This is a genomic window from uncultured Marinobacter sp. (assembly GCF_947259545.1).
Classification (GTDB): domain Bacteria; phylum Pseudomonadota; class Gammaproteobacteria; order Pseudomonadales; family Oleiphilaceae; genus Marinobacter.
In genome coordinates this window covers 80988-99824 of the sequence record NZ_CAMYMK010000007.1, presented here as the reverse complement: position 1 = coordinate 99824, position 18837 = coordinate 80988, and the positions used below count along the sequence as shown (strand labels likewise).

General features: G+C 56.6%; 21 protein-coding genes. 16 read left to right on the top strand and 5 right to left on the bottom strand.

Annotated elements, in window-relative coordinates; genetic code table 11:
- Positions 1 to 16: 16 nt before the first annotated feature.
- Positions 17 to 541: a DUF2062 domain-containing protein gene (locus tag Q0Y21_RS08250; RefSeq protein ID WP_297793665.1), complete on the top strand. Its 525-nt coding sequence runs from the start codon at positions 17 to 19 to the stop codon at positions 539 to 541.
- On the opposite strand, the gene Q0Y21_RS08245 is transcribed toward Q0Y21_RS08250, so the two are convergent.
- Entirely contained in the window at positions 538 to 1260 is a 723-nt protein-coding gene (locus tag Q0Y21_RS08245; RefSeq protein ID WP_297793662.1) for an ATP-binding cassette domain-containing protein, read from the bottom strand. The genes Q0Y21_RS08250 and Q0Y21_RS08245 overlap by 4 nt on opposite strands.
- A complete protein-coding gene (locus tag Q0Y21_RS08240) occupies positions 1253 to 2494 on the bottom strand; it encodes a lipoprotein-releasing ABC transporter permease subunit (protein ID WP_297793660.1) in 1242 nt (413 codons plus the stop codon). Before Q0Y21_RS08240 ends, Q0Y21_RS08245 begins: the two co-directional genes overlap by 8 nt.
- A gap of 113 nt (positions 2495 to 2607) precedes the next feature.
- Here Q0Y21_RS08240 and Q0Y21_RS08235 point away from each other — a divergent pair, with 113 nt between their 5' ends.
- The 9 genes from Q0Y21_RS08235 (at position 2608) to infA (ending at position 9609) form a co-directional block, all read left to right on the top strand.
- Positions 2608 to 3207 carry a PilZ domain-containing protein gene (locus Q0Y21_RS08235; protein ID WP_297793657.1) on the top strand — a complete coding sequence of 200 codons (600 nt, stop codon included), beginning with the start codon at positions 2608 to 2610 and terminating at the stop codon, positions 3205 to 3207.
- A gap of 114 nt (positions 3208 to 3321) precedes the next feature.
- Positions 3322 to 3627, top strand: a complete 306-nt coding sequence (locus Q0Y21_RS08230; protein ID WP_297793654.1) for a hypothetical protein — start codon at positions 3322 to 3324, stop codon at positions 3625 to 3627.
- Between the two features lie 88 nt (positions 3628 to 3715).
- Positions 3716 to 4768: an agmatine/peptidylarginine deiminase gene (locus Q0Y21_RS08225; RefSeq protein ID WP_297793651.1), complete on the top strand. Its 1053-nt coding sequence runs from the start codon at positions 3716 to 3718 to the stop codon at positions 4766 to 4768.
- Positions 4765 to 5676, top strand: a complete 912-nt coding sequence (locus Q0Y21_RS08220; protein ID WP_297793649.1) for a carbon-nitrogen hydrolase — start codon at positions 4765 to 4767, stop codon at positions 5674 to 5676. Before Q0Y21_RS08225 ends, Q0Y21_RS08220 begins: the two co-directional genes overlap by 4 nt.
- 7 nt (positions 5677 to 5683) lie before the next feature.
- A complete protein-coding gene (locus Q0Y21_RS08215; protein WP_297793646.1) occupies positions 5684 to 6595 on the top strand; it encodes an AAA family ATPase in 912 nt (303 codons plus the stop codon).
- Between the two features lie 127 nt (positions 6596 to 6722).
- Positions 6723 to 7673, top strand: a complete 951-nt coding sequence (gene trxB / locus Q0Y21_RS08210; RefSeq protein WP_297793643.1) for a thioredoxin-disulfide reductase — start codon at positions 6723 to 6725, stop codon at positions 7671 to 7673.
- 205 nt (positions 7674 to 7878) lie between these two features.
- Positions 7879 to 8595 carry a leucyl/phenylalanyl-tRNA--protein transferase gene (gene aat, locus Q0Y21_RS08205; protein WP_297793641.1) on the top strand — a complete coding sequence of 239 codons (717 nt, stop codon included), beginning with the start codon at positions 7879 to 7881 and terminating at the stop codon, positions 8593 to 8595.
- Positions 8596 to 9309, top strand: coding sequence for an arginyltransferase (locus tag Q0Y21_RS08200; RefSeq protein ID WP_297793639.1), 714 nt, complete (start codon positions 8596 to 8598; stop codon positions 9307 to 9309).
- A gap of 81 nt (positions 9310 to 9390) precedes the next feature.
- Positions 9391 to 9609, top strand: a complete 219-nt coding sequence (gene infA, locus Q0Y21_RS08195) for a translation initiation factor IF-1 (RefSeq protein ID WP_008938619.1) — start codon at positions 9391 to 9393, stop codon at positions 9607 to 9609.
- A 60-nt stretch (positions 9610 to 9669) separates the two neighbouring features.
- Here infA and Q0Y21_RS08190 read toward each other — a convergent pair whose 3' ends face one another.
- The 3 genes from Q0Y21_RS08190 to clpS all read right to left on the bottom strand — a co-directional run bounded on the left by Q0Y21_RS08190 (position 9670) and on the right by clpS (position 13564).
- Positions 9670 to 10701 carry a putative solute-binding protein gene (locus Q0Y21_RS08190; RefSeq protein ID WP_297793632.1) on the bottom strand — a complete coding sequence of 344 codons (1032 nt, stop codon included), beginning with the start codon at positions 10699 to 10701 and terminating at the stop codon, positions 9670 to 9672.
- A gap of 214 nt (positions 10702 to 10915) precedes the next feature.
- Positions 10916 to 13186, bottom strand: a complete 2271-nt coding sequence (gene clpA / locus Q0Y21_RS08185; protein WP_297793629.1) for an ATP-dependent Clp protease ATP-binding subunit ClpA — start codon at positions 13184 to 13186, stop codon at positions 10916 to 10918.
- 18 nt (positions 13187 to 13204) lie between these two features.
- Positions 13205 to 13564, bottom strand: coding sequence for an ATP-dependent Clp protease adapter ClpS (gene clpS / locus Q0Y21_RS08180; protein ID WP_012137760.1), 360 nt, complete (start codon positions 13562 to 13564; stop codon positions 13205 to 13207).
- A gap of 338 nt (positions 13565 to 13902) precedes the next feature.
- Between clpS and Q0Y21_RS08175 the strand changes: the two genes are divergently transcribed.
- The 6 genes from Q0Y21_RS08175 (at position 13903) to purB (ending at position 18823) form a co-directional block, all read left to right on the top strand.
- Entirely contained in the window at positions 13903 to 14229 is a 327-nt protein-coding gene (locus Q0Y21_RS08175; protein WP_297793626.1) for a cold shock domain-containing protein, read from the top strand.
- Between the two features lie 219 nt (positions 14230 to 14448).
- On the top strand, positions 14449 to 15081 hold the full coding sequence (locus tag Q0Y21_RS08170) for a pseudouridine synthase (protein ID WP_297793623.1): 633 nt from the start codon (positions 14449 to 14451) through the stop codon (positions 15079 to 15081).
- A 2-nt stretch (positions 15082 to 15083) separates the two neighbouring features.
- Entirely contained in the window at positions 15084 to 15533 is a 450-nt protein-coding gene (locus Q0Y21_RS08165; protein WP_297793620.1) for an NUDIX hydrolase, read from the top strand.
- Positions 15534 to 15581: 48 nt separating this feature from the next.
- Positions 15582 to 16736 carry a tRNA 2-thiouridine(34) synthase MnmA gene (gene mnmA / locus Q0Y21_RS08160; RefSeq protein WP_297793617.1) on the top strand — a complete coding sequence of 385 codons (1155 nt, stop codon included), beginning with the start codon at positions 15582 to 15584 and terminating at the stop codon, positions 16734 to 16736.
- Positions 16733 to 17377, top strand: coding sequence for a high frequency lysogenization protein HflD (gene hflD, locus Q0Y21_RS08155; protein WP_297793614.1), 645 nt, complete (start codon positions 16733 to 16735; stop codon positions 17375 to 17377). Before mnmA ends, hflD begins: the two co-directional genes overlap by 4 nt.
- 78 nt (positions 17378 to 17455) lie before the next feature.
- Complete coding sequence (purB, locus tag Q0Y21_RS08150; RefSeq protein WP_297793611.1) at positions 17456 to 18823, top strand: adenylosuccinate lyase; 1368 nt, start codon at positions 17456 to 17458, stop codon at positions 18821 to 18823.
- Positions 18824 to 18837 lie beyond the last annotated feature (14 nt).

Sequence of the window (18837 nt, the reverse complement as noted above, 5' to 3'; positions counted from 1 at the left end):
CAGGCAGAACTTCCAAATGCCAAAGAAGTTCATGAAACGATACCTACCAACGCCTGATCGAGTCAGGGCGATGGAGTCGCTGCGCTTTCTCGGCGACATCCTTCATGAACCCAACCTATGGCACATTAACCGTCACAGCGTTTCCCGCGCCTTCCTGGTAGGCATTTTCCTGGGTTTTATCCCAATGCCATTCCAGATGCTGGCCGCCGCATTCTTTGCCATCTGGTTCAATGCCAACCTGCCCCTGTCCGTGGTGCTGGTCTGGATCAGCAACCCGCTGACCATGCCGCCGATGTTCTACTTCAATTACAAGATCGGTGCCTGGATTCTGGACCGACCGGTACTCAATTTCGAGTTCCAGGTGTCGTGGAAGTGGATCAGTGAACGGATCCTGGACATTGGCATACCGCTCTACCTGGGTTCACTGATCGTCGCCACTCTGTCCGCCTGCCTCGCCTACCTGTTGATCCAGTACCTGTGGCGTCGCAAAGTACGCTCTGACTGGCAGGACCGGCGCTTCCTTCGTCGACGCAAGCGTTAGCTTTCTGCGGCGTGTTCGACCAATAGCCGCCCCTGCTCCAGACGCAATACCCGCCCGAGACTCCGAGCCATGTGCATGTCGTGGGTCACCATCACGAACGCGATTCCCAACTGGTCCCGCAGGGACTCGATCAATTGCCGTACACCCTCTCCGGTATGCTCATCCAGATTCCCGGTCGGCTCATCCATCAGCACGCATTCCGGTTCGTTTACCAGTGCCCGGGCAATCGCCACCCGCTGACGCTCACCGCCCGAGAGCTCTCCCGGCTTATGACTGAAGCGCTCCCCCAGCCCCACTTTGGTAAGCACAGCGCTGGCCTTTTCCTCGGCAGCCTTCACGTCCATGCCACCAAGCGCACACGGCATCATCACGTTTTCAAGGGCCGTGAATTCCGGGAGCAAATGATGGAACTGGTAGACGAACCCAAGATGCCGGTTACGAAACCGTGCCCGACCAGCCTCACTCATGCGATGAATATCCTGGTCGCAAATGGAGATATGGCCGGAAGAGGGCCGGTCAAGTCCGCCGAGCAGGTTCAGCAACGTGGTTTTCCCGGCACCACTGCTACCCACAATTGCAACTGTTTCGCCAGCCGCAACCTGCAGAGAAATGTCGGAAAAAATCGTGAGCTTTTCCGGCCCTTCGTTGTAGGTACGAGTCACCTGCTGGCAGTCGATAACCAGTGATTTACCAGCCGTCGGAGTGATCACATCATTCATAACGCAGGGCCTCCGCCGGATCGATTCGTGATGCCCGCCAGGCGGGGTAAATGGTCGCCAGCAGACTCATTGCCAGACCAGCGCCACTGATAATTGCCACGTCCTGCCACTGCAATTGCGACGGCAGATAACTGATGAAATACACGTCCGCGCTGAGGAACTGGTGACCAAGGGCCGCCTCCAGCCAGGAAATGAATGCACTGATATTCAACGCCCCGACAACGCCGAGCGTGGTACCGACCAGCGTGCCAAAGATGCCAATCACACCACCCTGAATGATAAAGATTCGCATGATCCGTCCCGGGGTTGCCCCCATGGTGCGCAAGATTGCGATATCCGCGGTTTTGTCGGTCACGACCATGACCAGGGTTGATACGATGTTGAAGGCAGCTACCGCCACGATAAACATCAACAGCAGCCCAATCATGGTCTTTTCCATGCGAATGGCCTGAAACAGGTTGCCATGGGTTCGGGTCCAGTCGGAGATATAGTAGCGGCCATCCAATCCACGGGCCGCCTGCTCGGCGACTTTCGGAGCCGCGAACAGGTCATCCACCAGCAGTCTCACCCCCTGGGCCTGACCGCCGGTTCGCATCAGTTTTGCCGCATCATCCATGTGGATCAGCGTGTAATTTCCATCAAGCTCCGCGCCAACGCTGAAGATTCCCTTGACTGTAAACCGCTTGAGTCTGGGCAACACACCTGCCGGTGTGACGGAAGCCTCCGGCAACACAACGGTGACCTTGTCACCGATCTGCAGGCGCAGGCTGGACGCCATTAACCGGCCGACAATCATGCCAAACTCACCGGATTTCAGGTCGTCCAGGCTGCCTTCAAGCATATGGTTTTCAATGATGGATACGCTGCGCTCCTGGTCCGGCAACACACCATTTAGCATCACCCCCCGGACATCACCGCCACCGGTGACCATACCCTGTCCCTGAATGAAGGGAGCGGCAGCAAGAACCCGGGGATGCTCCTCGACTTTTGCGTCGACGGTTTCCCAGTCCCGGAGCTGATCCGCGCCCTGGATAACAGCATGGGGAACCATGCCGAGAATGCGCTGCTTCAGCTCACGGTCGAAACCGTTCATCACCGAGAGGACAATAATCAACACCGCAACACCGAGCATCAGCCCGATCATCGAGGTGAGTGAGATGAAAGAAATAAAGTGATTGCGCCGCTTTGCCGCGGTGTATCGCAAACCAACATACAACGATAAAGGTCTGAACATGAGGAGGTGCCTGTTGCTACCTTCGGGTCATTCGGATTTCCGGACACACGACTGCCTGGAAACTGCTAAACTTTTCAACATAAACAAAAAATTGCTGTGCTTACGGAGCCGTGATGCCGTCACGAACACCCAACACCTCTCCAGATACCTCTCCGTCAGAGACGGCTTCGGATCGCCGGGATTTTTTCCGGATCGAAGACCGCATTGGTCTGGAAATCCGCAAGGTTCCGGAGAACGCCAAACAAGGATACGATCCTTTCAATGGCGATCATCTGGACGCCCTTCGCGCAGACCTGAAACGACTGGACCAGGATGTACGGATTCAACTGGCCAATCTCGCGGAGCGGGACCGCCTGCTGACCTCACTGATCAAGTCACTGAACGGGAAGCTGGATACGCTGGCGCGCATTATGGCCTTTGAGCAAAATCCGTTGCAACCTGAGGACTGGCAGGATGTTACGCTCAGCGAAGGTGGACTGGCCTTTCACAGTGCCACGAACGCCTGGTCCGGCGGGGATATTCTGGCAGTGAGGATGACGCTGCCTCCCGAACTCTTTCAACCCCAGGCCATCGCCCGAGTACTTCACACGATACCCGATGAAAGCGGCGGCGCCAGGGTTCATACCGAGTTTACCGAAATACAGGACAGCGACCGCCAACAAATTGCCCGACATGTGATGCGCTGGCAAATCCGGCAACGTCAAAACGTGTAAACTGACGAAAACGTGTGACTTTTGCTAACGTTTTTCGGATATTACGTTTCATCCATGTCCTTAAGATGTCTTACTGTACAACAGCACATAACGATTTCAGGGAGTACAATACCGATGAAAAAGCCTGTAACCCGTCTGCTCGGCGCCGTCGTAACGTTGGCAGCCCTTGGCCTGTCCCCCTTGACGCCAGTCACGGCCGAACAAGTAAAGATACCGGTGGGATCACAGGCTGAACGGTCGGAAACTGACCTTCCCCGCACTGGCATGAGTCAGGCCAGTGTCCGCGAATCCTGGGGAACTCCTCGCGAAACCCGGGGTCCCGTTGGCGACCCGCCCATTTCACAATGGCATTACGATGGCTTTGTCGTCTATTTCGAGGGCAACCACGTGATCCATACAGTGTTGAAACGGGACCGCTAATCGGTAGCACAGAATTCCTCCATACACATCCTGACGCAACGTCGTTCGTTGGTTAGAATGACGACCTTTTGCAATAGGTGGCGATAAATTGACTTCCAGACGTGTTTTGCCCGCCGAATGGGCCCCTCAAAGCGCGGTCATGCTGACCTGGCCGCACGCCGGTACCGACTGGTTCAGCATTCTCAAGGAAGTGGAACCCGTGTTTATGGCAATCGCCAAAGCGGTGCTCAGACACGAACACCTGATCATCAGCTGTGAACATGTGGCCCGCTTACAGGAACTGGGCCAGCAGTTGTCCGCCTACGCGAGCGAAGAAGGGCTACCGGGTCGTGTCATCACAGTACCGGCCCCTGCCAACGACACCTGGGCCAGAGACCATGGCCCGATTTCGGTGGAAACGCCGAACGGCATGGCGATACTGGATTTCAGGTTTAATGCCTGGGGTGGCAAGTTCCCCTGGGAGAAAGACAACGCGCTCAATCAACACCTCCATAATGCCGGGGTTTTTGGGGCTATACCCATGACGCCCGTGGATTTCGTACTGGAAGGTGGCTCCATCGAATCGGATGGACAGGGGACCATCCTAACCACCAGCGAGTGCATGCTGACCCCCACGAGGAACCCGACAGTGGATCGTGCAGCCATAGAAGACCTGCTGTCTGAAACCCTGGGGGCAGATCGTGTTTTATGGCTCAACCATGGCTACCTGGCCGGCGACGACACCGATAGTCATATCGACACCCTGGCGCGGTTCTGCGCATCCGATCACATCTGCTATGTGGCGTGTCCGGACATTGCCGATGAACATTACAGCGCCCTGGCAGCCATGGAAGAGGAATTACAACACTTCCATCAGGCAGATGGCTCTCCCTACAAACTGACACCACTGCCGTGGCCCGAAGCCATCCTGGATGAAGACGGGCAACGCCTGCCGGCTACGTACGCCAATTTCCTGATCATCAACGGCGCCGTGCTACTGCCTGTTTACGACGTGCCTCAGGACGACGAAGCCATTGCCATCATGCAGGGCCTGTTCCCGGAGCGGGAAATCATTCCCATCAATTGTCGGCAACTGATCCAACAACACGGCAGCCTGCACTGTGTCACCATGCAACTGCCCGCAGGAGTGGTAACCCCATGACCCGCTCCGCACTGAACGTAGCCGCCATTCAGCAGACTTCCAGCCCGGACAAAGCAGTCAGCCTTGCGACCAGTGAAAAGCTGGTCAGGCAGGCTGCATCCGAAGGCGCACAACTGATTGTTCTACAGGAGCTGCACGCTACCCTTTATTTCTGCCAAACCGAAGACACCTCGGTGTTTGAGTTGGCTGAGCCTATCCCGGGTCCTACCAGCGACCATCTTTCAGCGCTTGCCGCCGAACTCGGCATCGTGCTGGTGGGGTCGATCTTCGAACGGCGCATGAACGGTGTGTATCACAACACCGCGGTGGTATTTGAACGAGACGGGTCCATCGCCGGCATCTATCGCAAAATGCACATCCCGGATGACCCCGGATTCTATGAAAAATTCTACTTTACCCCCGGCGACGCCAGCTTCAATGATGGCCGTAGCGGCTTTACCCCGATTGAAACCTCCGCTGGCAAGCTCGGCGTCCTGGTGTGCTGGGACCAGTGGTATCCAGAGGCGGCACGGTTGATGGCACTCGCCGGCGCCGAAATCCTGATCTACCCCACCGCCATTGGCTGGGACACAACCGACGATCCGGAAGAACAGGCAAGGCAGCTGGAAGCCTGGGTCACCGTACAGCGCGGACACGCCGTCGCCAACAACCTGCCTGTGATTGCTCCGAACCGGGTTGGTACCGAACCGGACCCATCCGGCTACTCCAATGGCATTCGTTTTTGGGGTAACAGCTTTATCTGTGGCCCCCAGGGCGAGTTCCTGGCGAGAGCGGATGACCGCTCGGAAACCATCCTGCACGCCACCATTGACCGTAACCGCAGCGAATCGATACGACGCATCTGGCCGTATCTGAGAGATCGACGCATTGACGCCTACAGCGACATACTCAAAAGGGTACGGGACTGAATCCTGCATGAAGAAAATCATTGATAGCGTTGTTAACGAACTCAACACCATACTGCTGGGCAAGGAACAACAGGTTCGCCTGGCCATCTGCGGACTGATGGCCCGCGGCCACCTGTTGATCGAAGACATTCCCGGCATGGGCAAAACCACCCTCTCCCATGCCCTGGCCCGGATTATGGGCCTCAGTTATCAGCGCATCCAGTTCACCAACGACCTGCTACCTGCCGACGTACTCGGCTACTCAATGTACGACAAGCAAGCCGGAACACTGGTATTCCACAAGGGACCCATCTTCGCTCAGGTCGTCCTTGCTGATGAAATCAACCGGGCCTCGCCGCGCACACAAAGCGCACTCCTTGAGGCCATGGAGGAACGGCAGGTTTCCATCGAAGGAGAGACTCGCCCGCTGCCTCACCCGTTCTTTGTTATCGCGACCCAGAACCCCATCGAACAGGGAGGCACCTACCCGCTTCCCGAATCCCAGCTGGACCGCTTCCTCATGCGGCTTCGCCTTGGCTATCCGGATCCCAAGGCTGAGCGGGAACTGCTTGAAGGCGAAGATCGCCGCATGCTGACCGACAAACTGCAAACGCTGCTGACTCAGGCCGACCTGGACACCCTTCAGGAAGCCGTCGGAAGGGTAACGACCAGCCCCGCCCTGCTGGATTATGTCCAGCGCCTGCTGGAACACAGCCGACGCATGCCCGGCCTGCTCTATGGCCTGTCACCCCGTGCGGGTCTTGGCCTGGTTCGCGCCGCCAGAGCCTGGGCGCTGATGGATGGACGCCATCACGTATTGCCCGACGACATCCAGGCCGTGTTTCCCGCAGTTGCGGAACACCGGCTGGAACAGGGAGAATCCGGAAAAAGCGCCGAACGGGTCAGGCAACTTCTTGCCTCCGTATCTGTCATTGAATAAAGAGAGTCATCGAGTAAATAGCATCATTTAATGACAGAAATTAGCCAAAACAACTGGCACGAAGCCCTGTTCATGTTAGCCTTCAGCACTTTCCAGTAGACTTTCAGTTTTTGACGAGAGACCCACAATGAGCGAAACCAAACATTCCCGTCTGATCATCCTTGGCTCCGGTCCTGCCGGCTACACCGCTGCGGTTTATGCAGCCCGCGCAAACCTCAAGCCAACCCTGATCACCGGTATCGAAGTGGGTGGACAGCTCACTACCACCACTGACGTTGACAACTGGCCAGGCGACAACGACGGCGTACAGGGCCCGGAGTTGATGCAGCGCATGCTCAAGCACGCGGAGCGCTTTGAAACCAATGTGGTTTACGACACCATCAACGAAGCCGACCTGCGCAACCGCCCCTTCCGCCTGAAAGGCGACAGTGGTGAATACACCTGCGACGCCCTGATCATCTCCACCGGCGCGTCCGCAATGTACCTGGGGCTGGAATCGGAAGAAAAGTTCAAAGGCCAGGGCGTATCTGCCTGCGCAACCTGCGATGGCTTCTTCTACAAGAAACAGAAAGTCGCCGTCATCGGTGGTGGTAACACTGCCGTGGAAGAGGCCCTTTACCTCTCCAACATCGCCGACGAAGTCACCCTGGTACACCGCCGCGACAGCCTGCGCGCCGAAAAGATCCTGCAGGACAAGCTGTTCGAAAAGGCCAAAAACGGCAACGTCAACATCGTGTGGGACCACACTCTCGACGAAGTTCTGGGCGACGGCACCGGCGTCACTGGCATGCGCATCAAAAGCACCAAGGACGACTCCACACAGGAACTCGACCTGGCAGGCGTCTTCATCGCCATCGGCCACAAACCGAACACCGACCTGTTCGACGGCCAGCTGGACATGGAAAACGGCTACATCAAAATCCGCTCCGGCCTGGAAGGCATGGCCACCCAGAGCAGCATTCCCGGCGTCTTCGCGGCCGGCGACGTAGCCGACCACGTCTACCGCCAGGCAGTAACCTCTGCCGGTTTCGGCTGCATGGCCGCGCTGGATGCAGAGAAGTTCCTGGACCAGGATTGACCTGAACCGAGAACTGACCTGTACTGATCGAAGGCTACTCAGAAGTCTGAAGAGGCTATTGGGCGGGGTGTTCTGAAACTGTGCGGAGCCATGGATGGCGGAGCCAAGCGTACAGGGACGTATTAACAGCGTGTTTCAGAACACCCCGCCCAATAGCCGACACTCCAAAACTCGATATACGGGTAAGTAGCAACAGCGGACCTGGATGACCTCACTACCCTGGATAGACCCCGACCAACTCTGGTTCCCTCCCGCCGAGGAAGCCCTGGACGAACCCGATGGCCTGCTGGCACTGGGCGGCGACCTCTCCACCGACCGCCTGATACTCGCCTACCGTAACGGCATCTTTCCCTGGTACAGCGACGACCAACCCATCCTCTGGTGGTCCCCCGACCCCCGATGCGTTCTGTTTCCAGAAGAAATACACGTATCCCGAAGCCTGCGCCGAACCCTCAACCGGCAGTACTTTTCAATAACCGCAGACAAGGACTTTACCAACGTCATACGTCTGTGCGCGGAAACCCGAGAGCGGGAAGGCACCTGGATCACCGAGGACATGACTCACAGCTACACTCGTCTACACGAACTTGGGGTCGCTCACTCCATTGAGGCCTGGAACCCGGCAGGCAAGCTCGTCGGTGGCATGTACGGCCTGGCACTGGGACAGTGCTTTTTTGGTGAATCCATGTTCTCACTGGAAACCAACGCGTCGAAGGTACTGATGGTACACCTGGCCCACCAGCTGGCAGAATGGGGGTATAAAATCATGGACTGCCAGGTGGAGAACGGCCACCTGTTAAAAATGGGTGCCCGATCTATCCCCCGTCGCGAGTTTTTATCTATACTCAGAGCAAGTGTAGACCGCTCTCCAACGCAGAGCTCCTGGCAAATCCAGTGGCAATGGCCCGGCCCGGAGGTGTGAATGAGCAATCTCAGAACACTGGTTTTCTTCGCCACGCCCCCACACGACTGCAGTTACCTGCCGGATCGTGAAGCAACCACAATGTTCGTCGATCCCCGGGCGCACATTGACAAAAGACTGTACAGCCAGCTCACCGCCCTGGGGTTTCGCCGCAGCGGTTCCCATTACTACCGCCCACACTGCGAAAACTGCAACGCTTGCATTCCGGTGCGCCTGAAAGTCAACGATTTCAACCCCGACCGCAATCAACGCCGGGTGCTTGAGAAGAATAAGGATCTGACCTGTGAGCTGGTACCGGCCAGTTTCAGTGAGCGTTATTATCAGCTTTACGCCCATTACATTGAACAGCGGCACGCGGATGGCGATATGTACCCGCCGTCCCGGGAACAGTTCACGTCCTTTCTGGTGGAAGGCGCCACGGACTCCTGGTTCCTCGAGATACGCCTGGAAGAGAGGCTGATTGGCCTTGCAGCCGTGGACATGCTGGACGACGGTCTGTCCGCCATCTATACCGTTTTTGATCCCGCTCACGAGAGTCGAAGCCTGGGCACCTTTGCGATTCTGTGGCAGATCGAAGCCGCAAAATCATGGGAGTTGCCCCACCTATATCTGGGATACTGGATCAGGGAATGTCGGAAGATGAACTATAAAACCCGCTTCACCCCCATCGAAGCCCTCAGGGACGGTCAATGGCAGGTACTGAAACGCAACTGATTTTGCTAAATGGCAACAAATCAGGCAGAATTGCGCAATTTAGAATCAAGGCAAGTTAATTCCAAACGAGGTTTTTACTGAATGGCGAAATCAGATGTCATTGAAATGGAAGGCGTTATTGTTGATACGCTTCCGAATACCATGTTCCGCGTTGAGCTGAGCAACGGACACGTTGTGACTGCCCACATCTCCGGCAAGATGCGCAAGAACTACATCCGCATCCTGACCGGCGACAAGGTGAAAGTTGAGCTTACTCCCTACGACCTCAGCAAGGGCCGTATTGTTTACCGCGCCCGTTAATCGCCCAGGTGACATCTGAAAAAGCCCCGGAAACGGGGCTTTTTTTGTTACCGGGCCTGCCTACTCGCGATCCTCGGCACTACACTCCAGCGCCCCCGGGTTGGTATAGCAGCGCACCTTTCTCAGAATGGTCATCATATTGTCGTCATAGACACCGGCTGCCTGCATCCCGGATGCGTCGGTTGCTTCCTGCATGTCGATACGCACGTTGCGCAACATCTCCTGGTAGCCGACCCTGGCTTTTTTAGAAATATCGACCCAACGTTCTTCCGGAATAGAGTCTTCATACTGCCGGACAATCCGCATGGCTTCAGGGTACAGCCGCGACATAATCTTGCGTGACCGCCGCACAAAGCGATCATCGAACTCCCCTTCCCTCGCGACAAGATGGATCGATACCTGGCCGACCGGATACTTTACGATGCCCCCTTTGTCACCCATGCCCTTGAACATCTCCAGCAACTCGTAGGCAGCCGCAGGAGCATAGCTGATATCCGCCTGCCCGGTATTGAACAGTCGTGCGAAGTTGGAAATCTTCGCGTCCACTGGTATCGCTCCAATGTACTCAAGCATATGACGTGCGTCGTGGTGCCCCTCAAACACAGTGACTCGCTTCCCCTTCAGGGCATCTGCATCGTTAATGGCCCGATCATTCACAAATAAGTACGCCGCCCCCATCGGTGCTACGCCGAGTACCTGGTAGCCATCCTGTGACATATGCTCGTCTACCCTCGGACTGGAGAGGATATGCATCAAGACCCTTAGATCCTCATAAAAGGGCACAGCCCCGATGGCGCTGATTGAACCGGTAAAACTGTTGAAATGCCGGACACCCATGTCGGTAACTGCCACAATATCGCACTTGCCCGCTCTGAAATCAGCCACCGCTTCGTCTTCGTCGGTGTAAGGGCTCATTGAGAGGCTGACTCCGGAGCCCACCGCCTTGCGTTGGTATTCCTGAAGCGTCCGGTAAACAAAGCCACCGGCACCGGCGACGTCAAATACACAGAATTCTTTCCGCTCATTGGCGGACAATGGGGTCCAGGCAGACAGAGACATCAAACCTGCCAGCAGCGCAGCACGTAACTTCATTCGTCCTGATTCCTTGTCATTATTGTTTATTAGGGGTCTTACCACCGACATTTCGGATAGTCGGTGGATTCCCGATAAACTGACAGAGATCGGCATGGATTGAATTGACGACAATGGCAGCCAAATGACTGAAACGCGGTCAATCCGCAACGGACGGGCATAAAAAAACCGCGCCGGTTACAGCGCGGTTTTCAGTTACCGGAGCGAGAAACTGTCAGACAGCTTCGGCCGGCTCGTCCTCGTAGTCAAAGACCAACTCATCATCCCGCAGATGAATATGCACGTCTCCACCTTTTTCAGACAGCCGCCCAAACAGTATCTGTTCGGCAAGCGGGCGCTTGATCTTATCCTGGATCAAACGGGACATTGGCCGCGCACCCATGGTGACGTCATAGCCTTTTTCCGCGAGCCAGACTTTGGCAGCCTCATCCACATGCAGCACCACATGCTTCTCATCCAGCTGCGCCTGCAGCTCGGTGAGGAACTTGTCCACCACATGGGTGATGGTTTCTTTCTGCAGATCCGCAAACTGGATAATGCCATCAAGACGGTTACGGAATTCCGGCGTGAACGTCTTGGTGATTATTTCCATACCGTCGGTACTGTGGTCCTGCTCACTGAAGCCGATCGACCGGCGAGCCATGCTCTCGGCCCCGGCATTGGTGGTCATCACCAGGATAACGTGACGGAAATCGGCCTTGCGGCCATTGTTATCCGTCAGCGTGCCGTGGTCCATAACCTGCAGCAGCAGATTAAAGACTTCAGGGTGCGCTTTCTCGATCTCGTCCAGCAACAACACACAGTGCGGGTGCTTGTTGACAGCTTCCGTCAACAGGCCGCCCTGGTCGTAACCAACATAACCTGGAGGCGCACCAATCAGTCGGGACACTGTATGCCGCTCCATGTATTCGGACATGTCAAAGCGCTCCAGCTCGATGCCCAACACTTTGGCAAGCTGTTTGGTGACCTCCGTCTTGCCCACGCCCGTCGGGCCGGCAAACAGGAAAGCCCCCTCCGGCTTTTCCGGAGACTTGAGACCAGCGCGCGCAAGCTTGATCGCTGTGGACAGCGATTCGATCGCCGGATCCTGGCCAAAGACCACCATCTTGAGATCCCGTTCGAGATTCCGCAGCAGATCCTTGTCGTTGGAGGACACACTCTTCGGGGGGATGCGCGCAATATTGGCCACCACATCCTCGATGTCCCGTACGTCCACCGTTTTCTTGCGCTTGCCTTCTGCCAGCAGGCGCTGACGGGCGCCCGCCTCGTCGATGACATCGATAGCCTTGTCCGGCAAGTGACGGTCCGTGATATAACGATCCGCCAGCTCAGCCGCCACCCTCAACGCCTTGTCGGTGTACTTCAGATCATGGTGCTTCTCAAAGTTGGGTTTCAGGCCCTTGAGAATCTGGTAGGTGTCCTCAACACTCGGCTCGTTGACATCAATTTTCTGGAATCGCCGGGCAAGCGCACTGTCTTTTTCGAATATGCCCCGGAATTCAGTAAAAGTGGTTGATCCGATGCAGCGAATCTCACCAGAGCTCAGCATTGGCTTCAACAGGTTGGAGGCATCCATGACTCCGCCGGAAGCCGAACCTGCGCCAATGATGGTGTGAATTTCATCAATAAACAGGATGGCGTGCTGCTCTTTTTTGAGTTCCGCCAACAGGCCTTTCAGCCGTTTCTCGAAATCACCACGGTACTTGGTACCCGCCAGCAACGCCCCCAGGTCCAGTGAATAGACCACGGCATCCGAGATAATATCGGGGACCTGGCCATCCACAATGCGCTTGGCCAATCCTTCGGCAATGGCCGTCTTGCCAACCCCGGCCTCTCCGACCAACAACGGATTGTTCTTTCGGCGACGGACCAGGATCTGGACCACACGCTCCACTTCATGCTCACGGCCAATCAATGGATCAATACGCCCCTGACGAGCCTGCTCATTCAGGTTGGTCGCGTAGCTCTCGAGCGGTCGTGCTGAGCCGCCCTCTTCCCCGACTTCTTCCTGGGACGCCTGGTCGTGACCTTCCTGGTCCTCTCCCCCCTGCACCCTGGAGATACCGTGAGAAACGAAGTTCACCACGTCGATCCGGGCGATGCTCTGCTTCTTGAGCACATACACCGCCTGGCTTTCCTGTTCACTAAAGATCGCAACCAGCACGTTGGCGCCAGTCACCTCTTTCTTGCCCGAGGACTGTACATGGAAAACTGCGCGCTGCAGTACCCGCTGGAAGCCCAGCGTCGGCTGGGTTTCCCGCTCACTGTCACTGCTCGGGATCAGCGGGGTTGTGGAATCTACAAATTCAATGAGTTCTTCCTGAAGCCGTTTCAGGTCTGCACCACAGGCTTTCAGAACGCCCACTGCCGATTCGTTGTCCAACAGGGCCAGCAACAAATGCTCCACCGTCATGAATTCATGACGCTTGTCGCGGGCATTTTTGAAGGCCGTATTCAGCGTAATTTCAAGGTCTTTGCTCAGCATGGGCCACCCCTGGGTCTATCAGTCCGCACGTTCAATCTCGCAAAGGAGCGGATGTTCGCATTCCGAAGAATACTGATTCACCTGTGCCGCCTTTGTTTCTGCGATGTCACGGGTATATACCCCACATACGGCTTTTCCCTGCGTATGGACGAGCAGCATCACCTGCGTCGCCTTTTCTTCGTTCATCCCGAAGAATTTCATTAGTACATCCACCACAAAATCCATGGGGGTGTAGTCATCGTTCAGAAGCACTACCCGAAAACGCGCAGGGCGTTTCAGTGCAGGCTTCTCGGGAGCAACACTGAGGTCATCCTGACGCCCCGGCTGTTCTTCATCCCCCTGATTAAATACTAGTAGAGAATTCTGGATAGTCCTCATGATTCTTTACCGGTAGTCGGTGCCCTTGGTTAAAGATGGTTGTGAGTCGTCCGGTTTTCAAGCCAACAAGACTACCGGACGTGCGCTGGTTATCAATACGATCATGATACCGCTTCCGGACCCCCTTCAACCATACATTCCCCCAATGTCCGGTATTGACTCAAAGACGATATTGGTCAACAGTAAGAGTGCAATGTAAAATAATGTAAATTGGCGTGGTCTTAATGTATCCACGGAAGCGCTCGTAACAGGTAATCTCATATCACCCGTACCGGCTCTATGGTACGGCAATAACACCAATAACAGTGATTGACAGCAAAAGAACAGGGGAGTTCATCATGCCAAAGGGCAAAGTGAAGTGGTTTAACAATGCCAAAGGTTACGGCTTTATCATTGAGGATGGCTGCAGTGATGATCTGTTCGCCCATTTCTCGTCGGTACAGATGGAGGGATACAAGACTCTGAAGGCCGGTCAAACAGTAACCTTCGACAAGAAACCCAGCGACAAAGGCATCCACGCGGTGAACATTGTTCCCGAGGAGCAACCGCGGAAACAAAGCGTGGCCAGCACGGCGAAAATGACGGAAAAAAAGTCTGACGCCGCCACTGAGAGCAGCCGCAGTGAGGACGAGTTTCAACACGAGCCACGCGCCGTCAACGCCTGAGACCTGAGCCTGCCGGGTCAACGGGCATTAGTTAACCCTGTGGCCGGCCCTGCTTCGGGCCGACCTCAGAGTCCGCTGTCGGCACTCCGAAAGTGACGACCTTCGGCTAGCTGTGTTAGGCCCAACGCAATTTCACTTTTCCTCTCCCCGCCGTTCAGATACCCTCACTGCTTTCAGTCACGCCGCATCAAAACACCCGAGCATGGCCCAGAGCACCGCATGGCGACCCTGATTCTCTTCAACAAGCCCTTTAGGGTAATGAGCCAGTTCACCGATTCCGGCAATGGCAAAACTGCACGAGCGACATTGGCAGACTGGATTGATATCCCCCACGTCTACCCGGCAGGGCGCCTGGACTTTGATTCAGAAGGGCTCCTCCTGCTCACCGATGACGGCGGGTTACAGCATCGCATTGCCTCTCCCCGACAGAAAATGCCAAAAACCTACTGGGCCCAGGTGGAGGGCGACATCACTGACGAGGCTCTGGATCGATTGCGGGCAGGCGTTCAGTTAAAGGATGGCAAAACCCGGCCGGCCACTGTGAAAGTGATGCCCGAGCCCCCTTTGTGGCCAAGAGTACCGCCGGTGCGCCACCGGGAGTCAGTCCCCACCTCCTGGATCGAACTTACCATCACCGAAGGCAAGAACCGCCAGGTACGCCGCATGACCGCTGCTGTCGGCTTCCCTACCCTTCGCCTGATTCGATATCGTATTGGTGACTGGACCCTCGACAATCTTGCACCGGGCCAGTATCAAGAACTGGCCGTTCATGTACCGGCAGCACCGACACAGCCCAAACGCCCACTGAAAGCTCGCCGCGGCAGCAGCAACAAGACACGGAGAAGAAACTGATCATGACCTGGACACCCCATGCCACGGTTGCAGTTATTGTGGAGGATGACCGAGGCCGATTTCTCCTGGTGGAAGAAGTCAGCGGCGGCCTGGTGGTTTTCAATCAACCAGCCGGACATATCGAGGAAGACGAAGCTATCCTGGATGCCGTAAAGCGTGAAACGCTGGAGGAAACAGGCTGGCAGGTGGAGCCCGTGCACTTCCTCGGCCTCTATACCTACAAAGCACCGGCCAACGGGGTGACCTATTACCGCTTCTGCTATTCGGCCAGGGCAGTAAAAAAGATCACAGACCAACTGGACGACGGCATTATCGCCGCCCATTGGCTGACGCCAGACGAAATTGCCAGCCTCGGTGGACAGCTCCGCAGCCCACTGGTACTCCGGTGCATAGAAGATTACCGAAATGGCCGGCGGTTCCCCCTCGATGTGATCGTCGACGCTGAGACGTGACGGTCCAACAATGCTAAACTGCGGCGCTTTGATCAGTACGGTTAGGCTATGACAGACGCACCCGAAAACATCCGAGTTATCGTTGGCATGTCCGGCGGAGTGGATTCGTCCGTCGCCGCATGGCTCCTGAAAGATCAGGGCTACCAGGTCGAAGGCCTGTTCATGAAAAACTGGGACGAGGACGACGGCACCGAGTACTGTACCGCCATGACGGACCTGGCCGACGCTCAGGCCGTGGCCGACAACATTGGTATTCCCCTGCATACGGCGAGTTTCGCCGCGGAATACTGGGATCGCGTCTTTGAGCATTTTTTGTCGGAGTACAAGGCTGGTCGCACGCCCAATCCGGATATCCTGTGCAACAAGGAAGTAAAGTTCCGCGCGTTTCTGGACTACGCCGTTACTCTGGGTGCTGACTTTATCGCCACCGGCCACTACACGCGCCAGCGACCTCTCAACGACGGCTCCGGCAAGGCACAGCTATTGAAGGGCCTGGATCCCAACAAGGACCAGAGCTATTTCCTCCATGCCGTGTCCGGCGACCGTATTGCGCGTACGCTGTTCCCGGTCGGGGAGCTGGAAAAGCCGGAAGTCCGGCGGATTGCCGAAGCCCAGGGTTTCGTCACCCACGACAAGAAGGATTCCACCGGCATCTGTTTTATCGGCGAACGCAAATTCCGGGATTTCCTCAAGCAATACCTGCCAGCGCAGCCAGGGAACATTGAAACACCGGACGGTCAGGTTATCGGCCGCCATCAGGGGCTCATGTATCACACTATCGGCCAACGCCAGGGCCTGGGTATCGGCGGGCTCAGCGAATTCGGCGACGATCCCTGGTATGTGGCCGAAAAGGACTTGAGTCGCAACGTGCTGATTGCCGTTCAGGGCAAGCAACACCCACTGCTGTTTTCCCGTGGGCTGGTCAGCGGCCCCATAGACTGGGTGGCCGGCGATGCGCCCGCCGAGGAATTCCGCTGCAAGGCCAAGACCCGTTATCGCCAGCCAGACCAGGATTGTCTCGTTACCCTGTGTGACGGCGGTGTTACGGTGGTGTTTGATGAGGCCCAACGTGCAGTTACGCCCGGCCAGTCCGTTGTATTCTATGACGGCGATGTTTGCCTGGGTGGCGGCGTCATCGAACAGACATGGCGTGACGGGGAAGCGCTTCCCGAAAGGGCCGTCGCTAACGGAGCACAGGTATGAGCCGATCGCTGTACGATCAGACCCTGGCATTGGCCGGCGTATTCCAGGCGGCCGCCCAGGTCCAGCAGGTTGCCCACACCGGCCAGTGCGCCGACTCCAGTTTCGAAACGTCCATGCGCTCCCTTTTTGCGACCGATCCCGACACTACCCTCGATGTCTACGGCGGCGAACTCAAGGACCTGCGTGAGGGCCTGAACACCCTGGCCAACGTGCTTAGCCAGCAAAGCAAGCAGCAGGATATCGAAGTCCTTCGCTACGCACTCAACCTGATCCATCTCGAATCAAAGCTGAACCGCGACAAGGACATGATGGCCGTGATTGGCAGCCGGATCGACCAGGCCCGGCACACCGCCAGCCATTTCGGCTACCTGCATAGCAACCTGGTGGGTAATCTGGCTTCGATCTACGGCGACACCATCAGCACCTTCCGCATGCGCATTCAGGTCACCGGCGATCCCACTGTGCTGCAACGGGAGGAGAACGCCGCCCGGGTCAGGGCCCTGCTGCTTGCCGGCATCCGCTCTGCGGTGCTCTGGCGTCAGAGTGGCGGACGTCGCTGGCAGCTGATTTTTTCCCGCCGCAAGGTGATTGCCACTGCGCGGGACCTCGCGGAGAAGGCTAACCGCTCGGTTTACGACTGATTCACGTCTTGCGGTGGTGTATCATAGGCATCCCCAATTCAGTATTGACCCATTCTTTGATGATTTGAGAGGTTTTCGATGGAACTCACCGCCCTGACCGCCATTTCCCCGGTCGACGGACGTTATGGCAGTAAAGTCAGCGTCTTCCGCGATATTTTCAGTGAATACGGCCTGATCCGGAACCGGGTGACCGTCGAAATCCGCTGGTTGCAAAAACTGGCTGCCCACCCCGAAGTAAAGGAAGTCCCTTCATTCTCCCCGGAAGCCAATGCATTCCTGGACGAGATGGTGCGTGAATTCAGCCTGCCGGACGCCGAGCGTATCAAGGACATTGAGCGCACCACCAACCACGACGTCAAAGCTGTTGAGTACTTCATCAAGGAAAAGATCGCCGAGGTTCCTGAACTGCACGCGGTCACCGAATTCGTGCACTTCGCCTGTACCTCCGAGGACATCAACAACCTGTCCCACGCGCTGATGCTGAGGGAAGGCCTGGATCACGGTCTGCTGCCCGCCATGGACCGTGTTGTGGACAAACTGGCGCAACTGGCTCATGACCACGCCGAACAGCCGATGCTGTCCCGCACCCACGGCCAGACCGCATCTCCGTCCACGGTAGGCAAGGAGCTGGCCAACGTGGTTTACCGGCTACGCCGGCAGGTCAAGCAGATTCGCGCGACTGAATTGCTGGGCAAGATCAACGGCGCTGTCGGCAACTACAATGCGCACCTCTCGGCCTACCCATCCATCGACTGGGCCCAGAACGCCAAAGACTTCATCGAAAGCCTCGGCCTCGACTGGAACCCGTACACTACGCAAATCGAGCCCCACGATTACATTGCCGAGCTGTACGACGCTATTGCCCGTTTCAACACCATCCTGATCGATCTGGACCGGGACATCTGGGGCTACATATCCCTGGGTTACTTCAAGCAGAAAACCGTGGAAGGGGAAGTGGGCTCATCCACCATGCCCCACAAGGTCAATCCCATTGATTTCGAGAACTCGGAAGGCAATCTCGGCATCGCCAATGCCCTGTTCAGCCACCTGTCTGCCAAGTTGCCGATTTCCCGCTGGCAACGGGATCTGACCGATTCCACGGTCCTTCGTAACCTTGGCGTCGGATTCGCCCACAGCCTGATCGCCTTTGAGGCGACCCTGAAAGGGCTGGGCAAGCTGGAGATCAACCCGGCGCGACTGGACGAGGACCTCAACCACGCCTGGGAAGTCCTCGCGGAGCCCATCCAGACCGTGATGCGTCGTTACAATATCGAGAAGCCCTATGAGAAGCTCAAGGCGCTGACCCGCGGCAAGGCGATGACCCCCGAGGTAATCAAGAACTTCGTGGAATCCCTGGATATCCCGGAAGCCGCGAAAACCGAGCTGATGGCACTGACCCCGGGCTCCTACATCGGCAACGCCATCGACCAGGCGCAAAACATCTGATACCAGGATACGGA

Bases quoted from the DNA above. Each gene is read 5' to 3' on its own strand.
- infA (WP_008938619.1), top strand. From the start codon at position 9,391: ATGGCGAAATCAGATGTCATTGAAATGGAAGGCGTTATTGTTGATACG.
- Q0Y21_RS08250 (WP_297793665.1), top strand. From the start codon at position 17: ATGCCAAAGAAGTTCATGAAACGATACCTACCAACGCCTGATCGAGTC.
- clpA (WP_297793629.1), bottom strand. From the start codon at position 13,186: ATGCTGAGCAAAGACCTTGAAATTACGCTGAATACGGCCTTCAAAAAT.
- mnmA (WP_297793617.1), top strand. From the start codon at position 15,582: ATGACAGACGCACCCGAAAACATCCGAGTTATCGTTGGCATGTCCGGC.
- Q0Y21_RS08175 (WP_297793626.1), top strand. From the start codon at position 13,903: ATGCCAAAGGGCAAAGTGAAGTGGTTTAACAATGCCAAAGGTTACGGC.
- Q0Y21_RS08200 (WP_297793639.1), top strand. From the start codon at position 8,596: ATGAGCAATCTCAGAACACTGGTTTTCTTCGCCACGCCCCCACACGAC.
- hflD (WP_297793614.1), top strand. From the start codon at position 16,733: ATGAGCCGATCGCTGTACGATCAGACCCTGGCATTGGCCGGCGTATTC.
- Q0Y21_RS08215 (WP_297793646.1), top strand. From the start codon at position 5,684: ATGAAGAAAATCATTGATAGCGTTGTTAACGAACTCAACACCATACTG.
- Q0Y21_RS08240 (WP_297793660.1), bottom strand. From the start codon at position 2,494: ATGTTCAGACCTTTATCGTTGTATGTTGGTTTGCGATACACCGCGGCA.
- Q0Y21_RS08235 (WP_297793657.1), top strand. From the start codon at position 2,608: ATGCCGTCACGAACACCCAACACCTCTCCAGATACCTCTCCGTCAGAG.
- Q0Y21_RS08230 (WP_297793654.1), top strand. From the start codon at position 3,322: ATGAAAAAGCCTGTAACCCGTCTGCTCGGCGCCGTCGTAACGTTGGCA.
- trxB (WP_297793643.1), top strand. From the start codon at position 6,723: ATGAGCGAAACCAAACATTCCCGTCTGATCATCCTTGGCTCCGGTCCT.
- purB (WP_297793611.1), top strand. From the start codon at position 17,456: ATGGAACTCACCGCCCTGACCGCCATTTCCCCGGTCGACGGACGTTAT.
- Q0Y21_RS08220 (WP_297793649.1), top strand. From the start codon at position 4,765: ATGACCCGCTCCGCACTGAACGTAGCCGCCATTCAGCAGACTTCCAGC.
- Q0Y21_RS08170 (WP_297793623.1), top strand. From the start codon at position 14,449: ATGGCGACCCTGATTCTCTTCAACAAGCCCTTTAGGGTAATGAGCCAG.
- aat (WP_297793641.1), top strand. From the start codon at position 7,879: ATGACCTCACTACCCTGGATAGACCCCGACCAACTCTGGTTCCCTCCC.
- Q0Y21_RS08190 (WP_297793632.1), bottom strand. From the start codon at position 10,701: ATGAAGTTACGTGCTGCGCTGCTGGCAGGTTTGATGTCTCTGTCTGCC.
- Q0Y21_RS08165 (WP_297793620.1), top strand. From the start codon at position 15,084: ATGACCTGGACACCCCATGCCACGGTTGCAGTTATTGTGGAGGATGAC.
- clpS (WP_012137760.1), bottom strand. From the start codon at position 13,564: ATGAGGACTATCCAGAATTCTCTACTAGTATTTAATCAGGGGGATGAA.
- Q0Y21_RS08245 (WP_297793662.1), bottom strand. From the start codon at position 1,260: ATGAATGATGTGATCACTCCGACGGCTGGTAAATCACTGGTTATCGAC.